Raw genomic sequence first — 18,840 nt, forward strand, 5'->3', positions numbered from 1 at the left:
ACCGGGGACATCCAGAAGTTTCTGGATGTCCCCGGTCGTGTTCCGCATCGGACTCAGACGAGCTCGGTGACGGTGCCGCCGGCGGCGGCGATCTTCTCCTTGGCGGAACCGGAGACCGCGTCAACGGTCACCTGCAGCGCCACGGAGACCTCGCCGGCGCCGAGCACCTTGACGAGCTGGTTCTTGCGGACCGCACCCTTGGCGACCAGATCGGCCACCGTGACTTCGCCACCCTCGGGGTAGAGGGTCACGAGCTTGTCCAGGTTGACCACCTGGTACTCGGTGCGGAACGGGTTCTTGAAGCCCTTGAGCTTCGGGAGCCGCATGTGGAGGGGCATCTGCCCGCCCTCGAAGCGCTCCGGAACCTGGTAGCGGGCCTTGGTGCCCTTGGTGCCACGACCGGCCGTCTTGCCCTTGGACGCCTCGCCGCGACCCACGCGGGTCTTGGCGGTCTTGGCTCCCGGGGCGGGACGCAGGTTGTGGATCTTGATCGGGTTGTCACCCATGATCAGTCGACCTCCTCGACCGTGACGAGGTGGCGGACGGTGTGGACCATGCCGCGGATCTCCGGGCGGTCCTCCTTGACCACGACGTCGTGCAGGCGCTTGAGCCCGAGCGAACGCAGGGTGTCACGGTGGTTCTGCTTGCTGCCGATGTAGGACTTGGTCTGCGTGACCTTCAGACGCGCCATCACACACCCACTCCGGCACGGGCCCGCAGCAGGGCCGCGGGAGCGACGTCCTCGATCGGCAGACCGCGGCGGGCCGCGATCTCCTCGGGCCGCTGCAGGCCCTGGAGCGCCGCGACCGTGGCGTGCACGATGTTGATCGCGTTGTCCGAGCCGAGGCTCTTGGACAGCACGTCGTGGATGCCCGCGCACTCCAGCACGGCACGCACCGGGCCACCGGCGATCACACCGGTACCGGGGGAAGCCGGCTTGAGCAGGACGACGCCCGCGGCCTTCTCGCCCTGGATCGGGTGCGGGATGGTGCCCTGGATACGGGGGACCTTGAAGAAGTGCTTCTTGGCCTCCTCAACACCCTTGGCGATGGCGGCCGGCACCTCCTTGGCCTTGCCGTAGCCGACACCCACGGTGCCGTCACCGTCGCCCACCACGACCAGCGCGGTGAAGCTGAAGCGACGACCACCCTTCACAACCTTGGCGACGCGATTGATCGCGACGACCCGCTCGACATAGGCGGTCTTCTCGGCCTGCTGGCCGCCGTCCCGCCGGTCCTTACGGTCCCGTCGCTCGCCGCCACCGGCACCGCTTCCGCGGCGCTGGGGTCCAGCCATTGGAATTACCTCTCTTCGTTTCCCGCTAGCAAACGGAACCGGGCTAGAACTTCAGACCGGCTTCGCGGGCGGCGTCCGCCAGGGCGGCGATGCGCCCCGCGTACTGGTTGCCGCCACGGTCGAACACGACAGCCTCGACGCCCTTGGCCTTCGCACGCTCGGCCACGAGCTGGCCGACCTGCTTAGCCTTGGCGCTCTTGTCGCCTTCGCCGCCGCGGATGGACGCGTCGAGGGTCGACGCCGACGCGAGCGTGTGGCCCGCGAGGTCGTCGATGACCTGCGCCACGATGCCCCGGTTGGACCGGGTCACGACCAGGCGCGGACGCTCGGTCGTACCGGAGACGCGCTTGCGCACCCGGATGTGGCGACGCTTGATCGCAGCGCTCTTGTAAGCCTTGCCCTTGGCGATCTTGACACCGTATGCCATGGCTACTTACCCGCCTTTCCGACCTTGCGGCGGATGACTTCGCCCGCGTACTTGACACCCTTGGCCTTGTACGGGTCGGGCTTCCGCAGCTTGCGGATGTTGGCGGCGACCTCGCCGACCTTCTGCTTGTCGATGCCCTCGACGGAGAACTTCGTCGGGTTCTCGACCTTGAAGGAGATCCCCTCGGGGGCCTCGACCAGGATCGGGTGGCTGTAGCCGAGCGCGAACTCCAGGTTGGAGCCCTTCGCCTGGACGCGGTAGCCGACACCGCTGATCTCGAGCTGCTTGCTGTAGCCCGCGGTCACGCCGGTGATCATGTTCGCCACCAGCGTGCGGGACAGGCCGTGCAGGGCCTTCGAGACACGCTCGTCGTTGGGGCGGGTGACCAGCAGAGTGCCGTCCTCGCCCTTTGCGATGTCGATCGGCGCGGCGACGGTGTGGGTGAGCGAGCCCTTGGGGCCCTTCACCGCGACCGTGCGGCCGTCGATGGTGACGTCCACTCCGGCGGGAACCGAGATGGGCAGCTTGCCGATGCGCGACATTGCTATACCTCGCTTTCCCGGTTACCAGACGTAGGCGAGGACTTCCCCACCCACGCCCTTCTTCTGAGCCTGCTGGCCGGTGAGCAGGCCGTGCGACGTGGAGATGATCGCCACGCCCAGGCCGCCGAGCACCTTCGGCAGGTTGGTGGACTTCGCGTAGACCCGCAGACCAGGCTTGCTGATCCGCTTGATCCCGGCGATGGAGCGCTGCCGCTCCGGGCCGAACTTCAGCTCAAGGAGGAGGTTCTTGCCGACCTCGGCGTCCTCGACCTTCCAGCCGGTGATGTAACCCTCCTGCTGGAGGATCTCCGCGATGTGCGACTTGATCTTGCTGAACGGCATGGTGACGTCGTCGTGGTATGCCGAATTCGCGTTACGCAGACGGGTCAGCATGTCTGCGATCGGGTCGGTCATGGTCATGAGGTGGCCCTGGGCCTCTCTCGCCGGGGTTTCCTGGTGCTCCATCCCTCTCCCCCGGGCGAACCGGGGACGGGTGCGGTGCGGTGGACCTACGGCGTAGTAAGTCGATGCGGGCGGCGGGCGCCCAACCCTTCTACCTTACGGGAAGAAAGGCGGGGGTCCCGCCGTCCAACTGCTTACCGAGAGTTCCTGGTGGTCCCGGAGGGACTTACCAGGAGCTCTTGGTCACGCCCGGCAGCTCGCCACGGTGGGCCATCTCACGAAGGCACACGCGGCACAGGCCGAACTTGCGGTAGACGGAGTGCGGCCGGCCACAGCGCTGGCAGCGGTTGTAGCCGCGCACAGCGAACTTGGGCTTGCGAGCGGCCTTAGCGATCAGAGCCTTCTTCGCCACGGTCAGTTCTCCTTGAACGGGAAGCCGAGGTGACGAAGGAGGGCACGACCCTCGTCGTCGTTGGTCGCCGTGGTGACCACGGTGATGTCCATGCCCCGGACCCGGTCGATCTTGTCCTGGTCGATCTCGTGGAACATGACCTGCTCCGTGAGACCGAAGGTGTAGTTGCCCCGGCCGTCGAACTGCTTGGGGGACAGACCGCGGAAGTCGCGGATACGCGGCAGCGCCAGCGACAGCAGACGGTCGAGGAACTCCCACATGCGGTCGCCGCGCAGCGTGACGTGGGCACCGATGGGCTGGCCCTCACGCAGCTTGAACTGCGCGATGGACTTACGGGCCTTGGTGACCTGCGGCTTCTGGCCGGTGATCGTGGCGAGGTCGCGGATGGCGCCCTCGATCAGCTTGGAGTCGCGGGCGGCGTCGCCCACACCCATGTTGACCACGATCTTGGTGAGACCGGGGATCTGCATGACGTTCTCGTAGGAGAACTGGTCACGCATCTTTCCCGCGATCTCCTCGCGGTAGCGCGCCTTGAGGCGGGGTGAAGTGGTGGTGGCAGTCATCAGATGTCCTCACCGGTCCGCTTGGCAACGCGGATCTTGTTGCCTTCGTCGTCGAAGCGGTAGCCGACGCGGGTCACGACCTTCTTGCCGTCCTTCTCAACAACCAGCTGCACGTTGCTGATGTGGATCGGCGCCTCGGTGGTGATGATGCCGCCGGTCTTCGAACCGCGGTCGGTCGCGCCGGCCTTGGTGTGCTTCTTGACCCGGTTGACACCCTCGACGAGGACACGGTCCTGGGCCGGGAAGGCCACGATGACCTTGCCCTGCTTGCCCTTGTCCTTACCGGTGATGACCTGGACCAGGTCGCCCTTCTTGATCTTCATCGGTTACAGCACCTCCGGCGCGAGCGAGACGATCTTCATGAACTTCTTCTCGCGCAGCTCACGACCCACCGGGCCGAAGATACGGGTGCCGCGGGGGTCGCCGTCGTTCTTGAGGATGACGGCGGCGTTCTCGTCGAACCGGATGTACGAGCCGTCGGCACGACGGCGCTCCTTGACAGTCCGGACGATGACCGCCTTGACGACCTCGCCCTTCTTCACGTTGCCACCGGGGATCGCGTCCTTGACGGTGGCGACGATGACGTCACCGATTCCCGCGTAGCGGCGACCCGAACCACCGAGAACACGGATGCAAAGGATCTCCTTGGCACCAGTGTTGTCAGCGATGCGGAGTCGCGACTCCTGCTGGATCACGTCTATCTCCTGTTTGTCGCGTCGGTTCCCGGCGGGGGGCCGCTGCCTCGCGGTGCGGCCCCGCCGCCGAGCCTGACGGAACGGTCCTGAGCGGATACCCGCTCAGGGATTTCTGGGCCTTACTTGGCCTTCTCGAGGATCTCCACGACGCGCCACCGCTTCGTGGCGGAGGTCGGCCGGGTCTCCATGAGGAGGACCCGGTCGCCGATGCCGGCGGCGTTCTGCTCGTCGTGCGCCTTGAGCTTGTTGGTGCGGCGGATGACCTTGCCGTACAGCGCGTGCTTGACGCGGTCCTCGACGGCGACCACTACGGTCTTGTCCATCTTGTCGCTGACCACCAGACCCTCACGGGTCTTGCGGAAGCCGCGCTGCTCGTCGGTCGTCTCAGTCACATTCTTCTCGCTCATCAGGCGCTCTCCACGCTCTCCACCGTCTCGATGCCCAGCTCGCGCTCACGCATGAGGGTGTAGATCCGGGCGATGTCCTTGCGGACGACCCTGAGCCGGCTGTTGTTCTCAAGCTGTCCCGTGGCCGCCTGGAAGCGGAGGTTGAACAGCTCCTCCTTGGCCTCACGCAGCTTGCCGACGAGTTCCTCGTCGCCCAGCTGGCGCAGCTCGGTCGCCTTGGTACCGGCCGCCATCACGACTCACCTGCCTCGCGCCGCACGATGCGGCACTTCATCGGAAGCTTGTGCGCGGCGCGGGTGAGCGCCTCGCGGGCAACCTTCTCGTTCGGGAAGGACAGCTCGAACATCACCCGACCGGGCTTGACGTTCGCGATCCACCACTCCGGGGAACCCTTGCCGGAACCCATGCGGGTCTCGGCCGGCTTCTTCGTCAGCGGGCGGTCCGGGTAGATGTTGATCCAGACCTTGCCGCCACGCTTGATGTGCCGGGTGATGGAGATACGAGCGGACTCGATCTGCCGGTTGGTCACATACGCGGGGGTGACGGCCTGCAGGCCGTACTCGCCGAACGCCAGCTCCGTGCCGCCCTTGGCCATGCCGCGGCGGGTCGGGTGGTGCTGCTTGCGGTGCTTGACCCTACGGGGGATCAGCATGGTACTTAGCCTTCCGTTCCGGGGGTCTCCGCGGCCGGGGCCTCAGCGGCGGGCGCGTCGACCTTGGGGGCCGGCGCTCCTTCCGTCTGGGGACGACGGCCACGGCCACCGCGCTCGCCGCCACGCTCGCCACCGCGACGCTGCGGACGCTCGTTGCCACCACCGCGGGCCGGACGGTTGCCCGCCCTGGCGGCCGCGTTGTCGGCGCGGACCTCGGCGATGTTCTTGACATTGCCCTTGTAGATCCAGACCTTCACGCCGATCCGGCCGAAGGTGGTCTTGGCCTCGAAGAAGCCGTAGTCCACGTTCGCCCGCAGCGTGTGCAGCGGGACCCGGCCCTCGCGGTAGAACTCCGAGCGGGACATCTCGGCGCCGCCGAGACGGCCGCCGCACTGGATCTTGATGCCCTTGGCGCCGGCCTTCAGCGTGCCCTGCATGCTCTTGCGCATGGCACGGCGGAAGGAGACGCGGGAGGACAGCTGCTCGGCGACGGCCTGGGCCACCAGCTGAGCGTCCATCTCCGGGTTCTTGACCTCGAGGATGTTCAGCTGGACCTGCTTGCCGGTCAGCTTCTCCAGGTCACCGCGGATACGGTCGGCCTCCGCGCCGCGGCGGCCGATGACGATGCCCGGCCGGGCGGTGTGGATGTCGACGCGGACGCGGTCGCGGGTGCGCTCGATCTCCACCTTGGAGATGCCGGCCCGCTCCATGCCCTGCGTCATCATCCGGCGGATGGCGACGTCTTCCTTGACGTAGTCCTTGTACAGCTTGTCGGCGTACCACCGGGACTTGAAGTCCGTGGTGATGCCGAGCCGGAACCCGTAAGGGTTAACCTTCTGGCCCATTACCGGGTCCCTTCCTTGCTGGCGACGACCACGGTGATGTGGCTGGTCCGCTTGCGGATCCGGTAGGCACGGCCCTGGGCGCGCGGCCGGAACCGCTTCAGGGTCGGGCCCTCGTCCACGTACGCCTCGCTGATGAACAGCGACTCGGCGTCCGTGTGGTCGTAGTTGTGCGCGGCGTTGGCAATGGCGCTGTCGAGCACCTTGCCGACCGGCTCGCTCGCGGCCTGCGGGGTGAAACGCAGGACCGCCTGAGCCTCCGTGGCGTTCATGCCACGGATGAGGTCCACCACACGGCGGGCCTTCATGGGCGTGACGCGGATGTACCGCGCCTGGGCCCTGGCTTCCATGGTCGTCCCTTCAGTGTCTGTCTTCGTCGTCACGGTTCAGCCCGCTCAGCGACGCCGCGACTTGCGGTCGTCCTTCTCGTGCCCGCGGAAAGTGCGGGTCGGTGCGAACTCGCCGAGCTTGTGGCCGACCATCGACTCAGTGACAAACACCGGGACGTGCTTACGGCCGTCGTGCACCGCGATCGTGTGGCCCAGCATCGCCGGGATGATCATCGAGCGGCGGGACCAGGTCTTGATGACGTTCTTGGTGCCTGCTTCGTTCTGGACGTCCACCTTCTTGATCAGGTGGTCGTCGACGAAGGGCCCCTTCTTGAGACTGCGCGGCATCTGAACCCGCTCCTAGCGCTTCTTGTTCGTCTTGCGGCGGCGGACGATGTACTTGCTCGATGCCTTCTTCGGCGAGCGAGTACGACCTTCCTTCTGACCCCAGGGGGAGACCGGGTGGCGACCACCGGAGGTCTTGCCCTCACCACCACCGTGCGGGTGGTCCACCGGGTTCATGGCGACACCGCGGACGGTCGGGCGTACGCCCTTCCACCGCATACGGCCGGCCTTGCCCCAGTTGATGTTCGACTGCTCGGCGTTGCCGACCTCGCCGATGGTGGCGCGGCAGCGGACGTCGACCATCCGGACCTCGCCGGACGGCATACGAAGGGTGGCCATGGTGCCCTCCTTCGCCAGCAGCTGGACCGAAGCGCCCGCGGAGCGGGAGATCTTCGCGCCGCCACCGGGCCGCAGCTCGATCGCGTGGATCGTGGTGCCGACCGGGATGTTGCGCAGCGGCAGGTTGTTGCCCGGCTTGATGTCGGCGTTGGCGCCGTTCTCGATCCGGTCGCCCTGCTGCAGCCGTGCGGGGGCGAGGATGTAGCGCTTCTCGCCGTCCGCGTAGTGCAGCAGCGCGATGCGCGCGGTGCGGTTGGGGTCGTACTCGATGTGCGCGACCTTGGCGGGCACGCCGTCCTTGTCGTGCCGACGGAAGTCGATGACACGGTAGGCGCGCTTGTGGCCACCACCCTGGTGGCGAACGGTCACACGACCGGCGTTGTTACGGCCGCCCTTGCTGTGCAGCGGGCGGACCAGCGACTTCTCCGGCGTGGACCGCGTGATCTCGACAAAGTCGGCGACGCTGGAGCCACGACGGCCCGGAGTCGTCGGCTTGTACTTGCGGATACCCATTTCTCAGTCCTCGGAAGATTCCGGACTTCTGAACGGCCAGTCCCCGTTAGGAGACCGGGCCGCCGAAGATGTCGATTCGGTCGCCCTCGGCGAGGGTCACGATGGCGCGCTTGGTGTTGGCCCGCTTGCCGAAACCGGTGCGGGTGCGCTTGCGCTTGCCCTGCCGGTTGATCGTGTTGACCCCGGTGACCTTGACCTGGAAGACCGTCTCGACGGCCTGCTTGATCTGGGTCTTGTTGGCGCGCGGGTCGACGACGAACGTGTACTTGTTCTCGTCCAGCAGCGCGTAGCTCTTCTCGGAGACCACGGGCTTGATCAGCAGGTCACGGGGGTCCGTGAAGGTCTTGCTGGTGATCTCGGTCTGCTCGGCCATCAGGCGTCGCTCCCTTCCAGCTCGGCCGCGTCGACGATTTCGACGTCCTCGTCACCGGCGCCGGTGAAGCGGTCGAACGCGGCCTTGGTGAAGACCACGTCGTCGGAGACGAGCACGTCGTACGTGTTCAGCTGACCGGCCTCCAGGACGTGCACCTGGGGCAGGTTGCGTGCGGACAGCCAGGCGGCCTCGTCGGCCCGCTCGAGGACCAGGAGCACGTTCTTGCGCTCACTGATCTTGCCGAGCAGCGTCCTGGCGGCCTTGGTGGACGGCGACTCGCCCTCGATCACGCCGGTGACGACGTGAATGCGGTTGTGGCGCGCCCGGTCGGTCAGGGCACCGCGCAGGGCGGCCTTGACCATCTTCTTCGGGGTGCGCTGCGAGTAGTCGCGCGGGGTCGGACCGTGCACGACGCCACCGCCGGCGAACTGCGGCGCGCGGGTCGAGCCCTGGCGGGCGCGGCCGGTGCCCTTCTGGCGGTACGGCTTGCGGCCACCACCGCGGACCTCGCCACGCGTCTTGACCTTGTGCGTGCCCTGACGGGCCGCGGCCAGCTGCGCGACGACGACCTGGTGGATCAGCGGGATGCTGACCTTGGCGTCGAAGATCTCTGCCGGGAGCTCTACGGTCCCGGTCGTGTCGCCCGCGGGCGACAGGATGTCAATGGTGCTCATATCCTCAAGCCCCCTTGGCCGCAGTGCGGACCAGGACGAGGCCGCCGTTCGGGCCCGGGATCGCGCCCTTGATGAGCAGCAGTCCCTTCTCCGCGTCAACGGCGTGGACGGTCAGGTTCTGAGTGGTGACCCGCTCGTTGCCCATACGGCCCGCCATGCGCATGCCCTTGAAGACACGCCCAGGGGTGGCGCAGCCGCCGATGGAACCCGGCGAGCGGTGCTTGCGCTGGACGCCGTGGCCGGCGCCGAGGCCCTTGAAGTTGTGACGCTTCATGACACCGGCGAAGCCCTTGCCCTTGCTCTTGCCGGTCACGTCGACCTTGATACCGGCCTCGAACACCTCAGCGGTGATCTCCTGGCCGAGCGTGTACTCGGCCGCGTCGGCGGTACGCAGCTCCACCAGGTGGCGGCGCGGGGTGACGTCGGCCTTGGCGAAGTGGCCCTTGAGGGGCTTGTTCACCTTGCGCGGGTCGATCTCGCCGAAGGCGATCTGGACCGACTCGTAGCCGTCGGCGTCATTCGTACGGACCTGGGTCACGACGTTCGGGCCGGCCTTGACCACGGTCACAGGGACGACACGGTTGTTCTCGTCCCAGACCTGGGTCATGCCGAGCTTCTCGCCCAGGATGCCCTTGATCTGCTTGGTCATCTGTCCGCGCCTCTCAGAGCTTGATCTCGATGTCGACGCCGGCCGGAAGGTCCAGGCGCATCAGCGAGTCAACGGTCTTGGGCGTCGGGTCGAGGATGTCGATCAGGCGCTTGTGCGTGCGCATCTCGAAGTGCTCGCGCGAGTCCTTGTACTTGTGCGGCGACTTGATGACGCAGTACACGTTCTTCTCAGTGGGCAGCGGCACCGGGCCCGCGACCTGCGCACCAGTACGCGTCACCGTCTCGACGATCTTCTTCGCCGAGGAGTCGATGACTTCGTGGTCGTAGGCCTTGAGCCGGATGCGGATCTTCTGTCCCGCCATGGCTACTCCGTAGTCCTTGTCTCTATTCAGCTCCGGCATCCGCTTGCTCCGACCCACGCGGTCGGGCGTGTCGCGCCCCTCGCCATGATTTTCCGCATGCGGAATTCCCTGACCAGGGGGTTGCGTGGGAGATATCACCCACCGGATGCCTGGCCGGAACCGCACTGACGCTTCCCGGAAGATTCCCGTACGTCCGCCCCAGCGCTGCCCGTGAGGGCAGTTAGGGCGACGAGTACCGTGGGACTCGCTTCCGGTCCTCCCGACGGGAGGCGCGCAGCATCGGCGCTCGACCGAGCAACTTGGGTAGTCTGCCATACGGGCGGCGCCCGACGCCAATCGAGCCGGGTAGCTTACCCCTCCCCCCCAGGGCCGCAAACGCGGGCGGCGTTCGGCCCTGTGCCGGCGCCACCAGCGCGGCGAGATGCACTCGAAAGGGGTACATCCGCCCATTAACGTCACATCCGGCCGGGCCCGGCGGTCATAGAGGTGTCACCACCGCACGACGGAAGGACACCGCCATGAGCGCTCGCCTGAACCTCCTCGACACCCCCGCCGTCGCCAAGTCCCTCAAGCACATCAGTGCCGCGGGCCACGGCCTGAAGGACTCCACCGTCCCGGCCGCCACCCAGGAACTGGTCCGGATCCGCGCCAGCCAGATCAACGGCTGCGGCTTCTGCCTCGACATGCACGTCAAGGACGCCACGGCGGCCGGCGAGACCCCGGAGCGCCTGCACATGGTCGCCGCCTGGCGCGAGGCCACCGTCTTCACCGACGCCGAGCGCGCCGCGCTGGAGCTCGCCGAACAGGGCACCCGCATCGCCGACACGTCCGGCGGCGTCACGCCGGAGGCGTGGGAGAACGCGGCGAAGCACTACGACGAGCACGAGCTCGCGGCGCTGGTCGGCATGATCGCGGTGATCAACGCCTTCAACCGCCTGAACGTGATGATCCAGCAGCCTGCGGGCGCCTACCACCCGGGCATGTTCGACTGACCCGGCCCCCCGGGGCCCCCGGCGCCGGGGGCCCGGTGCGGTGCGGCCCACCACTCCACCACCCGACGTCGAGGAGACCGTTGCGATGAGCAGTGCCCTGCCACGGTGGACGCACCCGCCCCGCGCCACCGGCTGGGAGTCAGCCGGCCTCGACCAGCTTCCCCCGCACGCCCCGCGCCACACCGAGCTGCTCGACGGAGCGCTGGTCTTCCCCACGTCCCCACAGCCAAGCCGGCACGGCCGGGTGATACGCCGCCTGACCGCAGCGCTGGAAGCCGTCGCACCCCTCGGGTGGACCGTGGAGGCGCAGATGACGGTCATGCTCAACCGCCGCAGCCGTCCGGAGCCGGACGTCATCGCGGCGTCGGTGCCCTACACCCCCGAGCGGACCAGCTTCCTGCCCGGGGATGTGGCACTGGTGGTCGAGGTCGTGTCGGCCGAGTCCCAGGACCGGGACCGCCGCTACAAGCCCGGCCTCTACGCCGAGGCCGGCATCCGCCACCTGTGGCGGATCGAGGACGAGCAGGGCCTGCCGGTCATCCACACGTACGGGCTGGACGACACCGCCCGCGCCTACGTGGCGACCGGCGTCCACCGCGCCCGCCTGGCCACCACCGTCCCCTTCCCCCTCGACCTCGCCCCCGCGGACCTCGCCCGCTGATCCCGTCCCGGGGCGGTGTGGAGGGTGCAGGGCCCCGATCAGGCGATGCGGTGTTCCCACCGGAGGGCGGATGTCTCGCCTGCCGGGTCCGCGCGCGGGCCGGAGGCGATCGCCTGGCCTCCCATCCAGTAGATGTGCGAGCGGTCCGTGATCCGCAGGCGGACCGTGGTGATGTCCGGGCGTCCGGCGTCCTGCCAGGCGGCGAGTGACCCTTCGACGGCGTCCCAGAGGGCTACCGGGCCGCCCTGGCAGACCGTCCAGCCCGTGCCGTCGTCGCGGATCTCCGCGAAGGACTCCCTTCCCGGGTCGAAGAGGTACGTCGTCCGGTTGCCGTCCGCCATCGCGTGGAGCAACTGGGCCCCGGGGGCCGCCAGCTGAGCGAGGAAGGCCGGCATCCACTCGTCCAGGAGGTGCGGCCCGAGGAGCGTTCGACGTTCGGTGTCCGCGTAGGCGGTGCGTGCGGACAGGTCGCCGGCAATCGGGAGCGCGGCCTGGGAACGGGCCGGCATGAAGGAGGAGCGGCCTACGATGCCGCCCTCGGCGGTCCCGTCGTCCCGCACGGTGACCTTGGCCAGCCCGGTGCCGTACGACCAGGAGCCGACGGTGGCAAGAATCGTCCCGCCGGGTCTGGTCTGGCGGACCCAGGCGTATGGAATACGGCGCACGGCGAGGGTGGCGATCACCTTGTCGTACGGCGCCCGGCGGGGGTGCCCGAGCAGGCCGTCCCCGACGACTGTCCAGGTCGAGTACCCTGCCGCCTCCAGCGCGGCGTCTGCCCGCGCCGCCACCTCGGGGTCGACCTCCACGCTGGTGACGCTGTCCTCGCCGAGACGGTGGCACATCAGCGCGGTGGAATACCCCGTCCCGGTGCCGATCTCCAGCACAGACTGGCCATCCTCCACGCCCAGCACCTCGGCCATTCCGACAACCGTGGCCGGGAGGGTCGAAGAGGACGTCGGGAATCCCGCGACCGGCCCCGTGGTCCGGTCAGCCGTCAGATGGCCGTCGAGCTGGGTGACGAGCGACTGGTCGCTGTACACGATCTGCGCCCATTCGCTCGGGCCGACCGCACGCGCCGTGACCGGCCGCCACCGACCGTCGCCGGTGGGCAGGAACACACCCGGCTGCACGAACAATTCCCGCGGCACCGCCTCGACCGCCGCCCGCCACGACCGACTGGTCAGTTCCCCGCTCGCGGCCAGACGGTCGGCAAGCGCCCTGCGCTCAGAGGCACTGTCGCGGATGGTCATGACGCTCCTTCTTCGAGAAGGTCGGCGAAGGCTTCAGTAAGCGGCAGTTGCGTCTCGTCCTCCAACCAACCCCACTGGCCGTTCGGATTCAGTTCCAGCCAATGGAATTCCCCGGCACGGTCAACCGCGAGATCAAAGCTGCCCGAGACAAGGCCGAAGTGCTCCAGGTACGCGATCAGCGCCTTTTCCAGTCGCCCGGGCAGGTCGATGACGCTGTAAGTGAGCGCGCTGTAGTCCCGGCGCCAGTCGAGCAGTCCTGAGTCGATACGCACCGCGAAAACGTGGCGGCCCACGACCACCACCCGCACGTCGGCCACCTTGTCCACGCGGGCCTGGAACAGATGCGGCACCACCTCGACCGACTCATCGAGTTCGTCGGCCGTGACCGCCTCGGTCCACGTGGTGAGCCCGACGCCGCCCTGCCGATACGGCGTCCAGCGGAGCACCTTGTGCACGACGTCCCGGTGGGCGGTGATGAACGCCCTCACGTCATCGCGGTCGTTGGACACCAGGGTGGCCGGAACGCTGAGTCCGAAGCCCTGGGCCACGGCGAGCTGTAACGGCTTGTGCTCGGCCGCGAAATTCCGCAGCGGATGGTTGACGTAACGGCAACCCGGCAGCGCGTACAGCACCCCTCCGAGCCCGTGCCGTACCTGGGCGGCTGCGAATCGGGCGTCCGCCTCTTCCAGGCCTTCGAAGGCAGGCCAGGTGGGGCGCCGCCAGTAGAGCGAGCGGATGCGCGCCAAGCCCGCGGTCCTCGACGGCGTAACGAGCTGCCCGGCCACGGGAGCGGGGCGGGTGCCGAAATGGGCCGAGAGGCCGAGGTCCGCGCCGAAATCCGCCGGGTTGAACCTGACCACGGGCACGCCTCGACGGTTGAGTTCGGTGATCACCATGTCCGCGGTCTGGTCGTCCGCCTCGGTGGCCACCGCCACGGGGCCCGCCTCTGTCATGGCCATCAGTCCTGGGTGCTGTCCTGGTCGTGGTCGGAATCGTTCCGACTGTCCAGATTGGTGCTCTGAGGGCTGGTCTCGGTGCCTTTGCTGGTGCCGTGCTTACCCATCTCCACCACCAGCCCGTCACTGTCGCGGAACACTCCGGTCTGATTTGCGGGGTCGATGGTGACGCTGACGAACGGCTGAGCGTCCGTCGTCGGGTACGGTCGCATGCGGTTGACGCCCCACGGACGGCGTGCGGTCTCCTGCATCGGATTCCTCCCAAGTCGGTCGTCGATCGGTCTGCGCTACAGCACCGCTGCACTTTCGAGCAAACCGCGTGACGGGCCGTCAGGGAACGCCGCTCTCAGCATCCTGGAGATCACTCCGCGCGAGGTGACGCGTGGCGCATCACCTCGCGTGATCCCTAGACCGTGACGAGGTTCAAGTGCTTGGCGAGAGGCACCAGGCCGTCCAGCCGCCGACGGCCCCTGTTCTCCTGCACCTGGCGTACGACTTCGCGCGCGAGAACCTGGTATCGGATCCATTCCGGCGCCATGCCATGGACACGGGTGAGGGTCTGCACGGCCTCGCTGTACTGGCCCAGCCAGGTCTGGGCCTGGGCGACATCCAGCAGATGCCGACCGCGCGTCATCGGCGGGATCCGGGGCGTCGGGGAGACACTCCGAGCGAGCCGCAGCGCGACAGCGGGCTCTTGTCGCGCCATCGCCACCTCGACCGCGATCATCGTCACCCGTGACGGCCCGAATGCGGACTGGTGCCCGCCGTTGACGTAGTCCATGGCGTCGACATCCACGACAGTGGTGCAGCGCCGCGCGTCGGCGAGCAATTCTTCGGCCGTGGGAAAGTCCTCCTGCCGGGAGGCCGCAGTGACGCCGGTCAGCCGGAGCCTCCCCCACATCCGAACCTCCCGGTACTGGCCACGGGAGAAGCGGGGATTGAGCCGGTCAGCAGCGGCTGACGCGATCTGGCCGGCGAGCTCGCTCTCGTTCTGGCGCAACAGCACCCATGCGAGTGCGTTGCAGCCGCTTGCCACCAGCAGTCCGTCATCGGCGGTGTCCGCAGCGGGCATCGAGCGTTCTACGGCCGAGCGGGCAAGGTCGTCCTGGCCTAGGTGACCGGCTGCCTGTGCGGCAGCCTGGTAGGCCCGGCTGAGAGCCGCGTGCGCCGCTCTACGCGGGCCGCCCCGCAATTCACCGGCGGCCACTCGGGCGCCGACCAACAGTGCCGGCAACCCGGCGATCAGTTCGGAGAACTCACCACGGTGATAGGTCCGCCACGCCTGCTCGACCGAGCGGTGCAGATCTTCGACTGAAGGAACCTCCCCAGTGTCAGCCTGGACCGACACACCAGCCAAGCCGTCGAGCGGGTGGATCGCCCGCCGCAACCTCGTGATGCTCTCGTCCCTACTGCCATCGTCCTGGTGCAGGGTCTGACGTGCGCCGAGCAGCACGGACGGCTTCACGTCAAGTGCGCTCGCCAGCTTGGAGATCGTCGCCATCAGTGCGGTGGTCCGCGCACCCCGCTCCAGACCTCGGATCGTCGGAAGACCGACCCCGGACTTCACACTCAACTCGCGCTGGGTCAGACCCGTCTGGCTACGCAAACGGGCAAGGTTCTCGCCGATCGTCGGTTCGGTGGCCACGGGTGGCTCCCTGGGTCGGATACCGCGTACGTGGACGCTACCCGCGATCTGGCTGTTTCGAGCCGGGAACCACCGTGGCGGTACACGGCCGGGGACGGTGCCGCCGCTCAGACGTCGTGGGATGCGGCGTACGCGAGGAAGGAGGCCCAGGCCTCCGGGGTGAAGGCGAACCGGGGGCCCTGCGGGTCCTTGGAGTCCCGGACGAGTATCGCGCCGGTGGCGGCGGCGACCTCGATGCACTCCGGGCCGTCGTTCGTGCTGTAACTGCTCTTGACCCAGGCGACCTCGACGCAGTTAGGGCTGCTGTGGCTGCTCTTCGTCCAGACCTGTGCGTCAGCGGCTCTGGCAGAGGGCTTGAGGGTCATATCTCTCCCCGCAGTTTCTCGATGAAGGCCAGCGACTGGCGTGGCGTGAGGGCCTGCGCTCGGATCATGCCATACCGCATCTCCAGAACCTGGACCTCCTTCGGATCGGAGACCAGACGACTGGTGAGCTGGACTTCGTTGTGACCAACTGCCATGCCCTCATTGAGCTTCAGCACCTGGAGGGAGCCTCCCAACCCGGCATGCTCCTCGGTATCGGTGGGCATCACCTGGATCTCCACGTGCCGCAACTTTCCGAGGTCCAGCAAGCGTTCCAGCTGCCGTCGCAGAACCATCTTGCCTCCGACCGGCCGGCGAAGGACCGCCTCTTCCTGGACGAATGTCAGGAGCGGCGCGGGCCGCCGGTCGAAGATCGCCTGCCGGGCCATCCGCGCCGAGACCAGGCGGTCGATCTCATCCTCCGAATACGCCGGCTGGCGCTGGTAGAAGTTGGCGGCGGCGTATTCCTCGGTCTGGAGCAGGCCGTGCACGACGGTGTTGCCGTACGCCCCCAACTCGACGGCGTCAGCCTCCAGCTTGGCGAGGTCGCGGACCTTCTTCGGGTAGCGGGCCTCCGCAACGTCCGGTTTCATCGCCGCGAGGATGCCGCCCGCGTCCAGGACGCGGTCCGCGTTGTCGAGGAAGGCCGGTTTGGGGACGCGGGCGCCGCGCTCGACCTTGGAGACCATCTCCTCGCCGTAGCCGATGGCGGCGCCGAGTTCCGCCTGGGTGAGGCTCGCGGCTTCGCGCCACGCCTTGATCTGGCGGCCGACCGTTTTCATGACGCCGGTGGAGTCGTCCTCCAGGCCGGAGTCCCAGTCCGGCCCGTCCGCGCCGTCGGTCGTGTACGTCCTGCCTTCGTCTATCGCCATCGGGGCCCCCGCATGTGAGTTCGGTGCGTACTACGCACCGTAGACGCGTACGTCTACGCATGTCAGGGGAAGTGACGGAATGTCACCCGTTCAGGATTACCCGGCCCCCGATGCGCCGGAACGTGGAGTTCCACGACCCGGTGGGGCCGGGCTCCGGTGGGGCACGCGGCCTGTAGGTGCTTTTAAAGAAACCGGGGGAAAGAACCCCCAACCAGGGGCGATGCGGCGGCCGTTAGTCCGAACGGGTGATCCGGTTCGAACGGGCTGGACAGCGGACCAGACCGGCGGCATACGCTCACGGCAAGCAACGGCCCCCGGCCGGGACTGGCATCCCGAACGAGGGCCTCACCACCAAGGAAGCAGACCTCTTCCCGATGGCTGAACCACAGATTAGCGCGCCCACGCGCGCCCGCGGAGTCGTCCACGTACGGGTCCGGCACACCGACCGTTTCACCGTCGTCGGCCACCACCTGGCCCAGCACGGCGAGTTGACGCTGGCCGCGATAGGGCTCGCCGTGCACATCCAGTCGCTGCCCGAGGGCGCACGGGTGGACATCAAGACGCTGGCAGCGCGTTTCCCTGAGGGCGAGACGCGGATCGCCTCGGCTCTGCGGGAGCTGGAGGCGCACGGCTACCTGTCGCGGACGCGGGAACGGCTGCCGAGCAGGCGGGTGGTCACGCGCACGGTGGCGTACGACCGGCCGGGCGCGCGGCCGGAGGCGGCACCCGTACCGCCCGTACAGCGCGAGCCCCGGCGCGTACCAGAACCCGTACCGGAGCCCGCACCGGAGCCGGAGCCCGCCGCCGCCTCGCTGCTCACCGACCTCGGACGGCTCGACGACCGGCTGCGGCTCAGCGAGCGGGACGTACGGCGGCTGGCGCCCGCGGTGACGGAGTGGCTGGCCCGGGGAGTGGACGCCGACGCCGTACGCAGGGCGCTGACCAGCGGGTTACCGCCCACACCCCGGCATCCCGCGGGCCTGCTGGCGCACCGTCTCGCCGCCCTCCCGCCGCCCCGGCCGCCCGCGCCACCGCCGCGCGACCCGCTGCAGAACTGCGACGGCTGCGAGCGGGCGTACCGCGCCCCCGCGCCGGGCGGCCGGTGCGGGGACTGCCGCAGCTCGTCCCGCGAGCCGCGCGCCGCGTGACGCCACGGCGGACCGGTCCGTACACACCGCCCGGGCGGCCGGACAGCCGACCGCCGTACGGGCTGCGGCGCTGGTCGTAGGGGGCGGGGCGCGGCCACCCTCGGTGAGGTGAACGACACCTCCACCCCCGAACTCGCCCCGCCCGCACGCCGGTTCAGCGTCCAGTTGTCCGCCACCCGCAGGGGCGCCCAGCGCGCCCGCGTGCTGGCGGTGAGCCAACTCGCCGACTGGCGGCTGCCGTCCGGGGCCGCGGCCCACATCGTCGCCGAACTCGCCGCGAACGCCGCCCTGCACGGCCGCGTACCCGGCCGGGACTTCCGCCTCGCCCTGTCCGTCACCGGCACCCTCCTGCGCGTCGAGGTCACCGACCCCCGCGGCGAACGCCTCCCCGCCGTCCCCCGCCCGACCGACGGCGACGCCGAGTCGGGCCGCGGCCTCCTCCTCGTCACCGCCCTCGCCGTCCGCTGGGGCGTGACCTCGGGCCCGTACCCGTCGAAGACGGTGTGGGCCGAGGTGGACGTCAGCACGGAGTGACCAGCCCGGCAGCGTTAGCATGCGCACCGGACTCCGCGCACCGGAAGGGGAACGTGCCGTGATGCCCGCCCCGAGCGGCCCGCCGCACTATCCGGCCCTGCGGGCGATCGTCGAGCGGCTGCGGTCCGCCGTGCCCGGCAAGCTGGAGATCACCAGGGAAGGCATCGTCCACGACGCGCGCTCCCCGCTCGGACCGCACGAGCTGACCGCCGCCCGTGTCAGCCGCCGGCTGGAGAAGGTCATGCCGGAAGGCCTGCTCGCCCACACCGGAACCCCCGACGTGGAGGATGTCCACGAGGGCGTGATGCGGCACCCGGACGTCATGGTGATCGCCGAGGCGGACATGGAGGTCGAGGGGTCCTTCGACCCCGCCACGCTGCTGGCCGCCATCGAAGTGGTCTCGCGCTCGAACCCGGACAACGACTGGGTGGGCAAGATGCGGGACTACCCGCTGCTGGGCATCCCGCTCTACGTCCTCTTCGACCCGCGCACCGGCGAGGGCGCCGTCCTCTCCGACATCCACCCGACGCCGAACGGCCCCCGGTACGCGAGCCGGACGGACTTCGTCTACGGGGAGGACGTCGCCATCGGGGAGTGGACGATCTCCACGGTGGACCTGCCGCGGTATCGGTAGCGGC

At 68.6% G+C, this 18,840-nt stretch carries 32 protein-coding genes; 5 read left to right on the plus strand and 27 right to left on the minus strand.

Going from position 1 to position 18,840, the window contains the following annotated elements; all coding sequences use genetic code 11:
• Positions 1-53 precede the first annotated feature (53 nt).
• The 21 genes from rplO to rpsJ all read right to left on the minus strand — a co-directional run bounded on the left by rplO (position 54) and on the right by rpsJ (position 9,782).
• Positions 54-506 (minus strand): 50S ribosomal protein L15, encoded by a 453-nt coding sequence (gene rplO / locus OG702_RS13940; RefSeq protein WP_442814413.1) that lies wholly within the window; start codon positions 504-506, stop codon positions 54-56.
• A gap of 2 nt (positions 507-508) precedes the next feature.
• Positions 509-691, minus strand: a complete 183-nt coding sequence (gene rpmD / locus OG702_RS13945; RefSeq protein WP_031524772.1) for a 50S ribosomal protein L30 — start codon at positions 689-691, stop codon at positions 509-511.
• Positions 691-1,296, minus strand: coding sequence for a 30S ribosomal protein S5 (gene rpsE, locus OG702_RS13950; protein WP_031524774.1), 606 nt, complete (start codon positions 1,294-1,296; stop codon positions 691-693). Before rpsE ends, rpmD begins: the two co-directional genes overlap by 1 nt.
• Positions 1,297-1,339: 43 nt before the next feature.
• Positions 1,340-1,723 carry a 50S ribosomal protein L18 gene (gene rplR / locus OG702_RS13955; protein ID WP_327289204.1) on the minus strand — a complete coding sequence of 128 codons (384 nt, stop codon included), beginning with the start codon at positions 1,721-1,723 and terminating at the stop codon, positions 1,340-1,342.
• Positions 1,724-1,725: 2 nt separating this feature from the next.
• The gene (gene rplF, locus OG702_RS13960) at positions 1,726-2,265 is read right to left on the minus strand and encodes a 50S ribosomal protein L6 (protein ID WP_327289205.1); all 540 of its coding nucleotides are present in this window, start codon (positions 2,263-2,265) and stop codon (positions 1,726-1,728) included.
• Positions 2,266-2,286: 21 nt separating this feature from the next.
• The gene (gene rpsH, locus OG702_RS13965) at positions 2,287-2,685 is read right to left on the minus strand and encodes a 30S ribosomal protein S8 (RefSeq protein WP_327293223.1); all 399 of its coding nucleotides are present in this window, start codon (positions 2,683-2,685) and stop codon (positions 2,287-2,289) included.
• A 208-nt stretch (positions 2,686-2,893) separates the two neighbouring features.
• Complete coding sequence (locus OG702_RS13970; RefSeq protein ID WP_073492416.1) at positions 2,894-3,079, minus strand: type Z 30S ribosomal protein S14; 186 nt, start codon at positions 3,077-3,079, stop codon at positions 2,894-2,896.
• A 2-nt stretch (positions 3,080-3,081) separates the two neighbouring features.
• Positions 3,082-3,642 (minus strand): 50S ribosomal protein L5, encoded by a 561-nt coding sequence (rplE, locus tag OG702_RS13975; protein ID WP_251485174.1) that lies wholly within the window; start codon positions 3,640-3,642, stop codon positions 3,082-3,084.
• Positions 3,642-3,965, minus strand: a complete 324-nt coding sequence (rplX, locus tag OG702_RS13980; RefSeq protein ID WP_327289206.1) for a 50S ribosomal protein L24 — start codon at positions 3,963-3,965, stop codon at positions 3,642-3,644. Before rplX ends, rplE begins: the two co-directional genes overlap by 1 nt.
• A 3-nt stretch (positions 3,966-3,968) precedes the next feature.
• Positions 3,969-4,337, minus strand: a complete 369-nt coding sequence (rplN, locus tag OG702_RS13985) for a 50S ribosomal protein L14 (RefSeq protein ID WP_073492414.1) — start codon at positions 4,335-4,337, stop codon at positions 3,969-3,971.
• A 119-nt stretch (positions 4,338-4,456) separates the two neighbouring features.
• Positions 4,457-4,744 (minus strand): 30S ribosomal protein S17, encoded by a 288-nt coding sequence (gene rpsQ / locus OG702_RS13990; protein ID WP_188284650.1) that lies wholly within the window; start codon positions 4,742-4,744, stop codon positions 4,457-4,459.
• Positions 4,744-4,977, minus strand: a complete 234-nt coding sequence (rpmC, locus tag OG702_RS13995; protein WP_327289207.1) for a 50S ribosomal protein L29 — start codon at positions 4,975-4,977, stop codon at positions 4,744-4,746. Before rpmC ends, rpsQ begins: the two co-directional genes overlap by 1 nt.
• On the minus strand, positions 4,977-5,396 hold the full coding sequence (rplP, locus tag OG702_RS14000; RefSeq protein ID WP_033177801.1) for a 50S ribosomal protein L16: 420 nt from the start codon (positions 5,394-5,396) through the stop codon (positions 4,977-4,979). Before rplP ends, rpmC begins: the two co-directional genes overlap by 1 nt.
• A gap of 5 nt (positions 5,397-5,401) precedes the next feature.
• Positions 5,402-6,241 (minus strand): 30S ribosomal protein S3, encoded by an 840-nt coding sequence (gene rpsC / locus OG702_RS14005; RefSeq protein WP_327289208.1) that lies wholly within the window; start codon positions 6,239-6,241, stop codon positions 5,402-5,404.
• Positions 6,241-6,588, minus strand: coding sequence for a 50S ribosomal protein L22 (gene rplV, locus OG702_RS14010; RefSeq protein WP_327289209.1), 348 nt, complete (start codon positions 6,586-6,588; stop codon positions 6,241-6,243). Before rplV ends, rpsC begins: the two co-directional genes overlap by 1 nt.
• Before the next feature lie 45 nt (positions 6,589-6,633).
• Positions 6,634-6,915, minus strand: a complete 282-nt coding sequence (gene rpsS, locus OG702_RS14015; protein WP_033177798.1) for a 30S ribosomal protein S19 — start codon at positions 6,913-6,915, stop codon at positions 6,634-6,636.
• Between the two features lie 12 nt (positions 6,916-6,927).
• Positions 6,928-7,764, minus strand: a complete 837-nt coding sequence (gene rplB, locus OG702_RS14020) for a 50S ribosomal protein L2 (RefSeq protein WP_327289210.1) — start codon at positions 7,762-7,764, stop codon at positions 6,928-6,930.
• Positions 7,765-7,810: 46 nt separating this feature from the next.
• Positions 7,811-8,137 carry a 50S ribosomal protein L23 gene (rplW, locus tag OG702_RS14025; RefSeq protein ID WP_167986491.1) on the minus strand — a complete coding sequence of 109 codons (327 nt, stop codon included), beginning with the start codon at positions 8,135-8,137 and terminating at the stop codon, positions 7,811-7,813.
• Complete coding sequence (gene rplD, locus OG702_RS14030) at positions 8,137-8,811, minus strand: 50S ribosomal protein L4 (protein ID WP_327289211.1); 675 nt, start codon at positions 8,809-8,811, stop codon at positions 8,137-8,139. Before rplD ends, rplW begins: the two co-directional genes overlap by 1 nt.
• A gap of 4 nt (positions 8,812-8,815) precedes the next feature.
• A complete protein-coding gene (gene rplC / locus OG702_RS14035) occupies positions 8,816-9,460 on the minus strand; it encodes a 50S ribosomal protein L3 (protein ID WP_327289212.1) in 645 nt (214 codons plus the stop codon).
• Positions 9,461-9,473: 13 nt separating this feature from the next.
• Positions 9,474-9,782: a 30S ribosomal protein S10 gene (gene rpsJ, locus OG702_RS14040; RefSeq protein ID WP_014144312.1), complete on the minus strand. Its 309-nt coding sequence runs from the start codon at positions 9,780-9,782 to the stop codon at positions 9,474-9,476.
• A 518-nt stretch (positions 9,783-10,300) separates the two neighbouring features.
• Between rpsJ and OG702_RS14045 the strand changes: the two genes are divergently transcribed.
• Both OG702_RS14045 and OG702_RS14050 read left to right on the plus strand, forming a co-directional pair.
• Complete coding sequence (locus OG702_RS14045) at positions 10,301-10,774, plus strand: carboxymuconolactone decarboxylase family protein (RefSeq protein ID WP_327289213.1); 474 nt, start codon at positions 10,301-10,303, stop codon at positions 10,772-10,774.
• A gap of 85 nt (positions 10,775-10,859) precedes the next feature.
• A complete protein-coding gene (locus OG702_RS14050) occupies positions 10,860-11,435 on the plus strand; it encodes a Uma2 family endonuclease (RefSeq protein WP_327289214.1) in 576 nt (191 codons plus the stop codon).
• Between the two features lie 38 nt (positions 11,436-11,473).
• Here OG702_RS14050 and tgmC read toward each other — a convergent pair whose 3' ends face one another.
• From tgmC to OG702_RS14080, 6 genes are all read right to left on the minus strand, one after another.
• The gene (gene tgmC, locus OG702_RS14055) at positions 11,474-12,685 is read right to left on the minus strand and encodes an ATP-grasp peptide maturase system methyltransferase (RefSeq protein WP_327289215.1); all 1,212 of its coding nucleotides are present in this window, start codon (positions 12,683-12,685) and stop codon (positions 11,474-11,476) included.
• Positions 12,682-13,638 (minus strand): ATP-grasp ribosomal peptide maturase, encoded by a 957-nt coding sequence (gene tgmB / locus OG702_RS14060; protein ID WP_327293224.1) that lies wholly within the window; start codon positions 13,636-13,638, stop codon positions 12,682-12,684. The genes tgmC and tgmB overlap by 4 nt, the downstream gene beginning before the upstream one ends.
• 5 nt (positions 13,639-13,643) lie before the next feature.
• Complete coding sequence (tgmA, locus tag OG702_RS14065) at positions 13,644-13,892, minus strand: putative ATP-grasp-modified RiPP (RefSeq protein WP_327289216.1); 249 nt, start codon at positions 13,890-13,892, stop codon at positions 13,644-13,646.
• 155 nt (positions 13,893-14,047) lie between these two features.
• Positions 14,048-15,286, minus strand: a complete 1,239-nt coding sequence (locus OG702_RS14070; RefSeq protein WP_327289217.1) for a helix-turn-helix domain-containing protein — start codon at positions 15,284-15,286, stop codon at positions 14,048-14,050.
• A gap of 107 nt (positions 15,287-15,393) precedes the next feature.
• Positions 15,394-15,651: a DUF397 domain-containing protein gene (locus tag OG702_RS14075; protein ID WP_327289218.1), complete on the minus strand. Its 258-nt coding sequence runs from the start codon at positions 15,649-15,651 to the stop codon at positions 15,394-15,396.
• A complete protein-coding gene (locus tag OG702_RS14080) occupies positions 15,648-16,520 on the minus strand; it encodes a helix-turn-helix domain-containing protein (protein ID WP_327289219.1) in 873 nt (290 codons plus the stop codon). The genes OG702_RS14075 and OG702_RS14080 overlap by 4 nt, the downstream gene beginning before the upstream one ends.
• A gap of 374 nt (positions 16,521-16,894) precedes the next feature.
• On the opposite strand from OG702_RS14080, the gene OG702_RS14085 reads away from it, so the two are divergent.
• From OG702_RS14085 to OG702_RS14095, 3 genes are all read left to right on the plus strand, one after another.
• A complete protein-coding gene (locus OG702_RS14085; RefSeq protein WP_327289220.1) occupies positions 16,895-17,668 on the plus strand; it encodes a helix-turn-helix domain-containing protein in 774 nt (257 codons plus the stop codon).
• A 108-nt stretch (positions 17,669-17,776) separates the two neighbouring features.
• Positions 17,777-18,202 carry an ATP-binding protein gene (locus OG702_RS14090; protein WP_327289221.1) on the plus strand — a complete coding sequence of 142 codons (426 nt, stop codon included), beginning with the start codon at positions 17,777-17,779 and terminating at the stop codon, positions 18,200-18,202.
• 61 nt (positions 18,203-18,263) lie between these two features.
• Positions 18,264-18,836 carry a Uma2 family endonuclease gene (locus OG702_RS14095; protein ID WP_327289222.1) on the plus strand — a complete coding sequence of 191 codons (573 nt, stop codon included), beginning with the start codon at positions 18,264-18,266 and terminating at the stop codon, positions 18,834-18,836.
• The last annotated feature ends 4 nt before the right edge of the window (positions 18,837-18,840 follow it).

Source organism: Streptomyces sp. NBC_01198, assembly GCF_036010485.1.
In the GTDB taxonomy this organism is placed as follows: Bacteria; Actinomycetota; Actinomycetes; order Streptomycetales; family Streptomycetaceae; genus Actinacidiphila.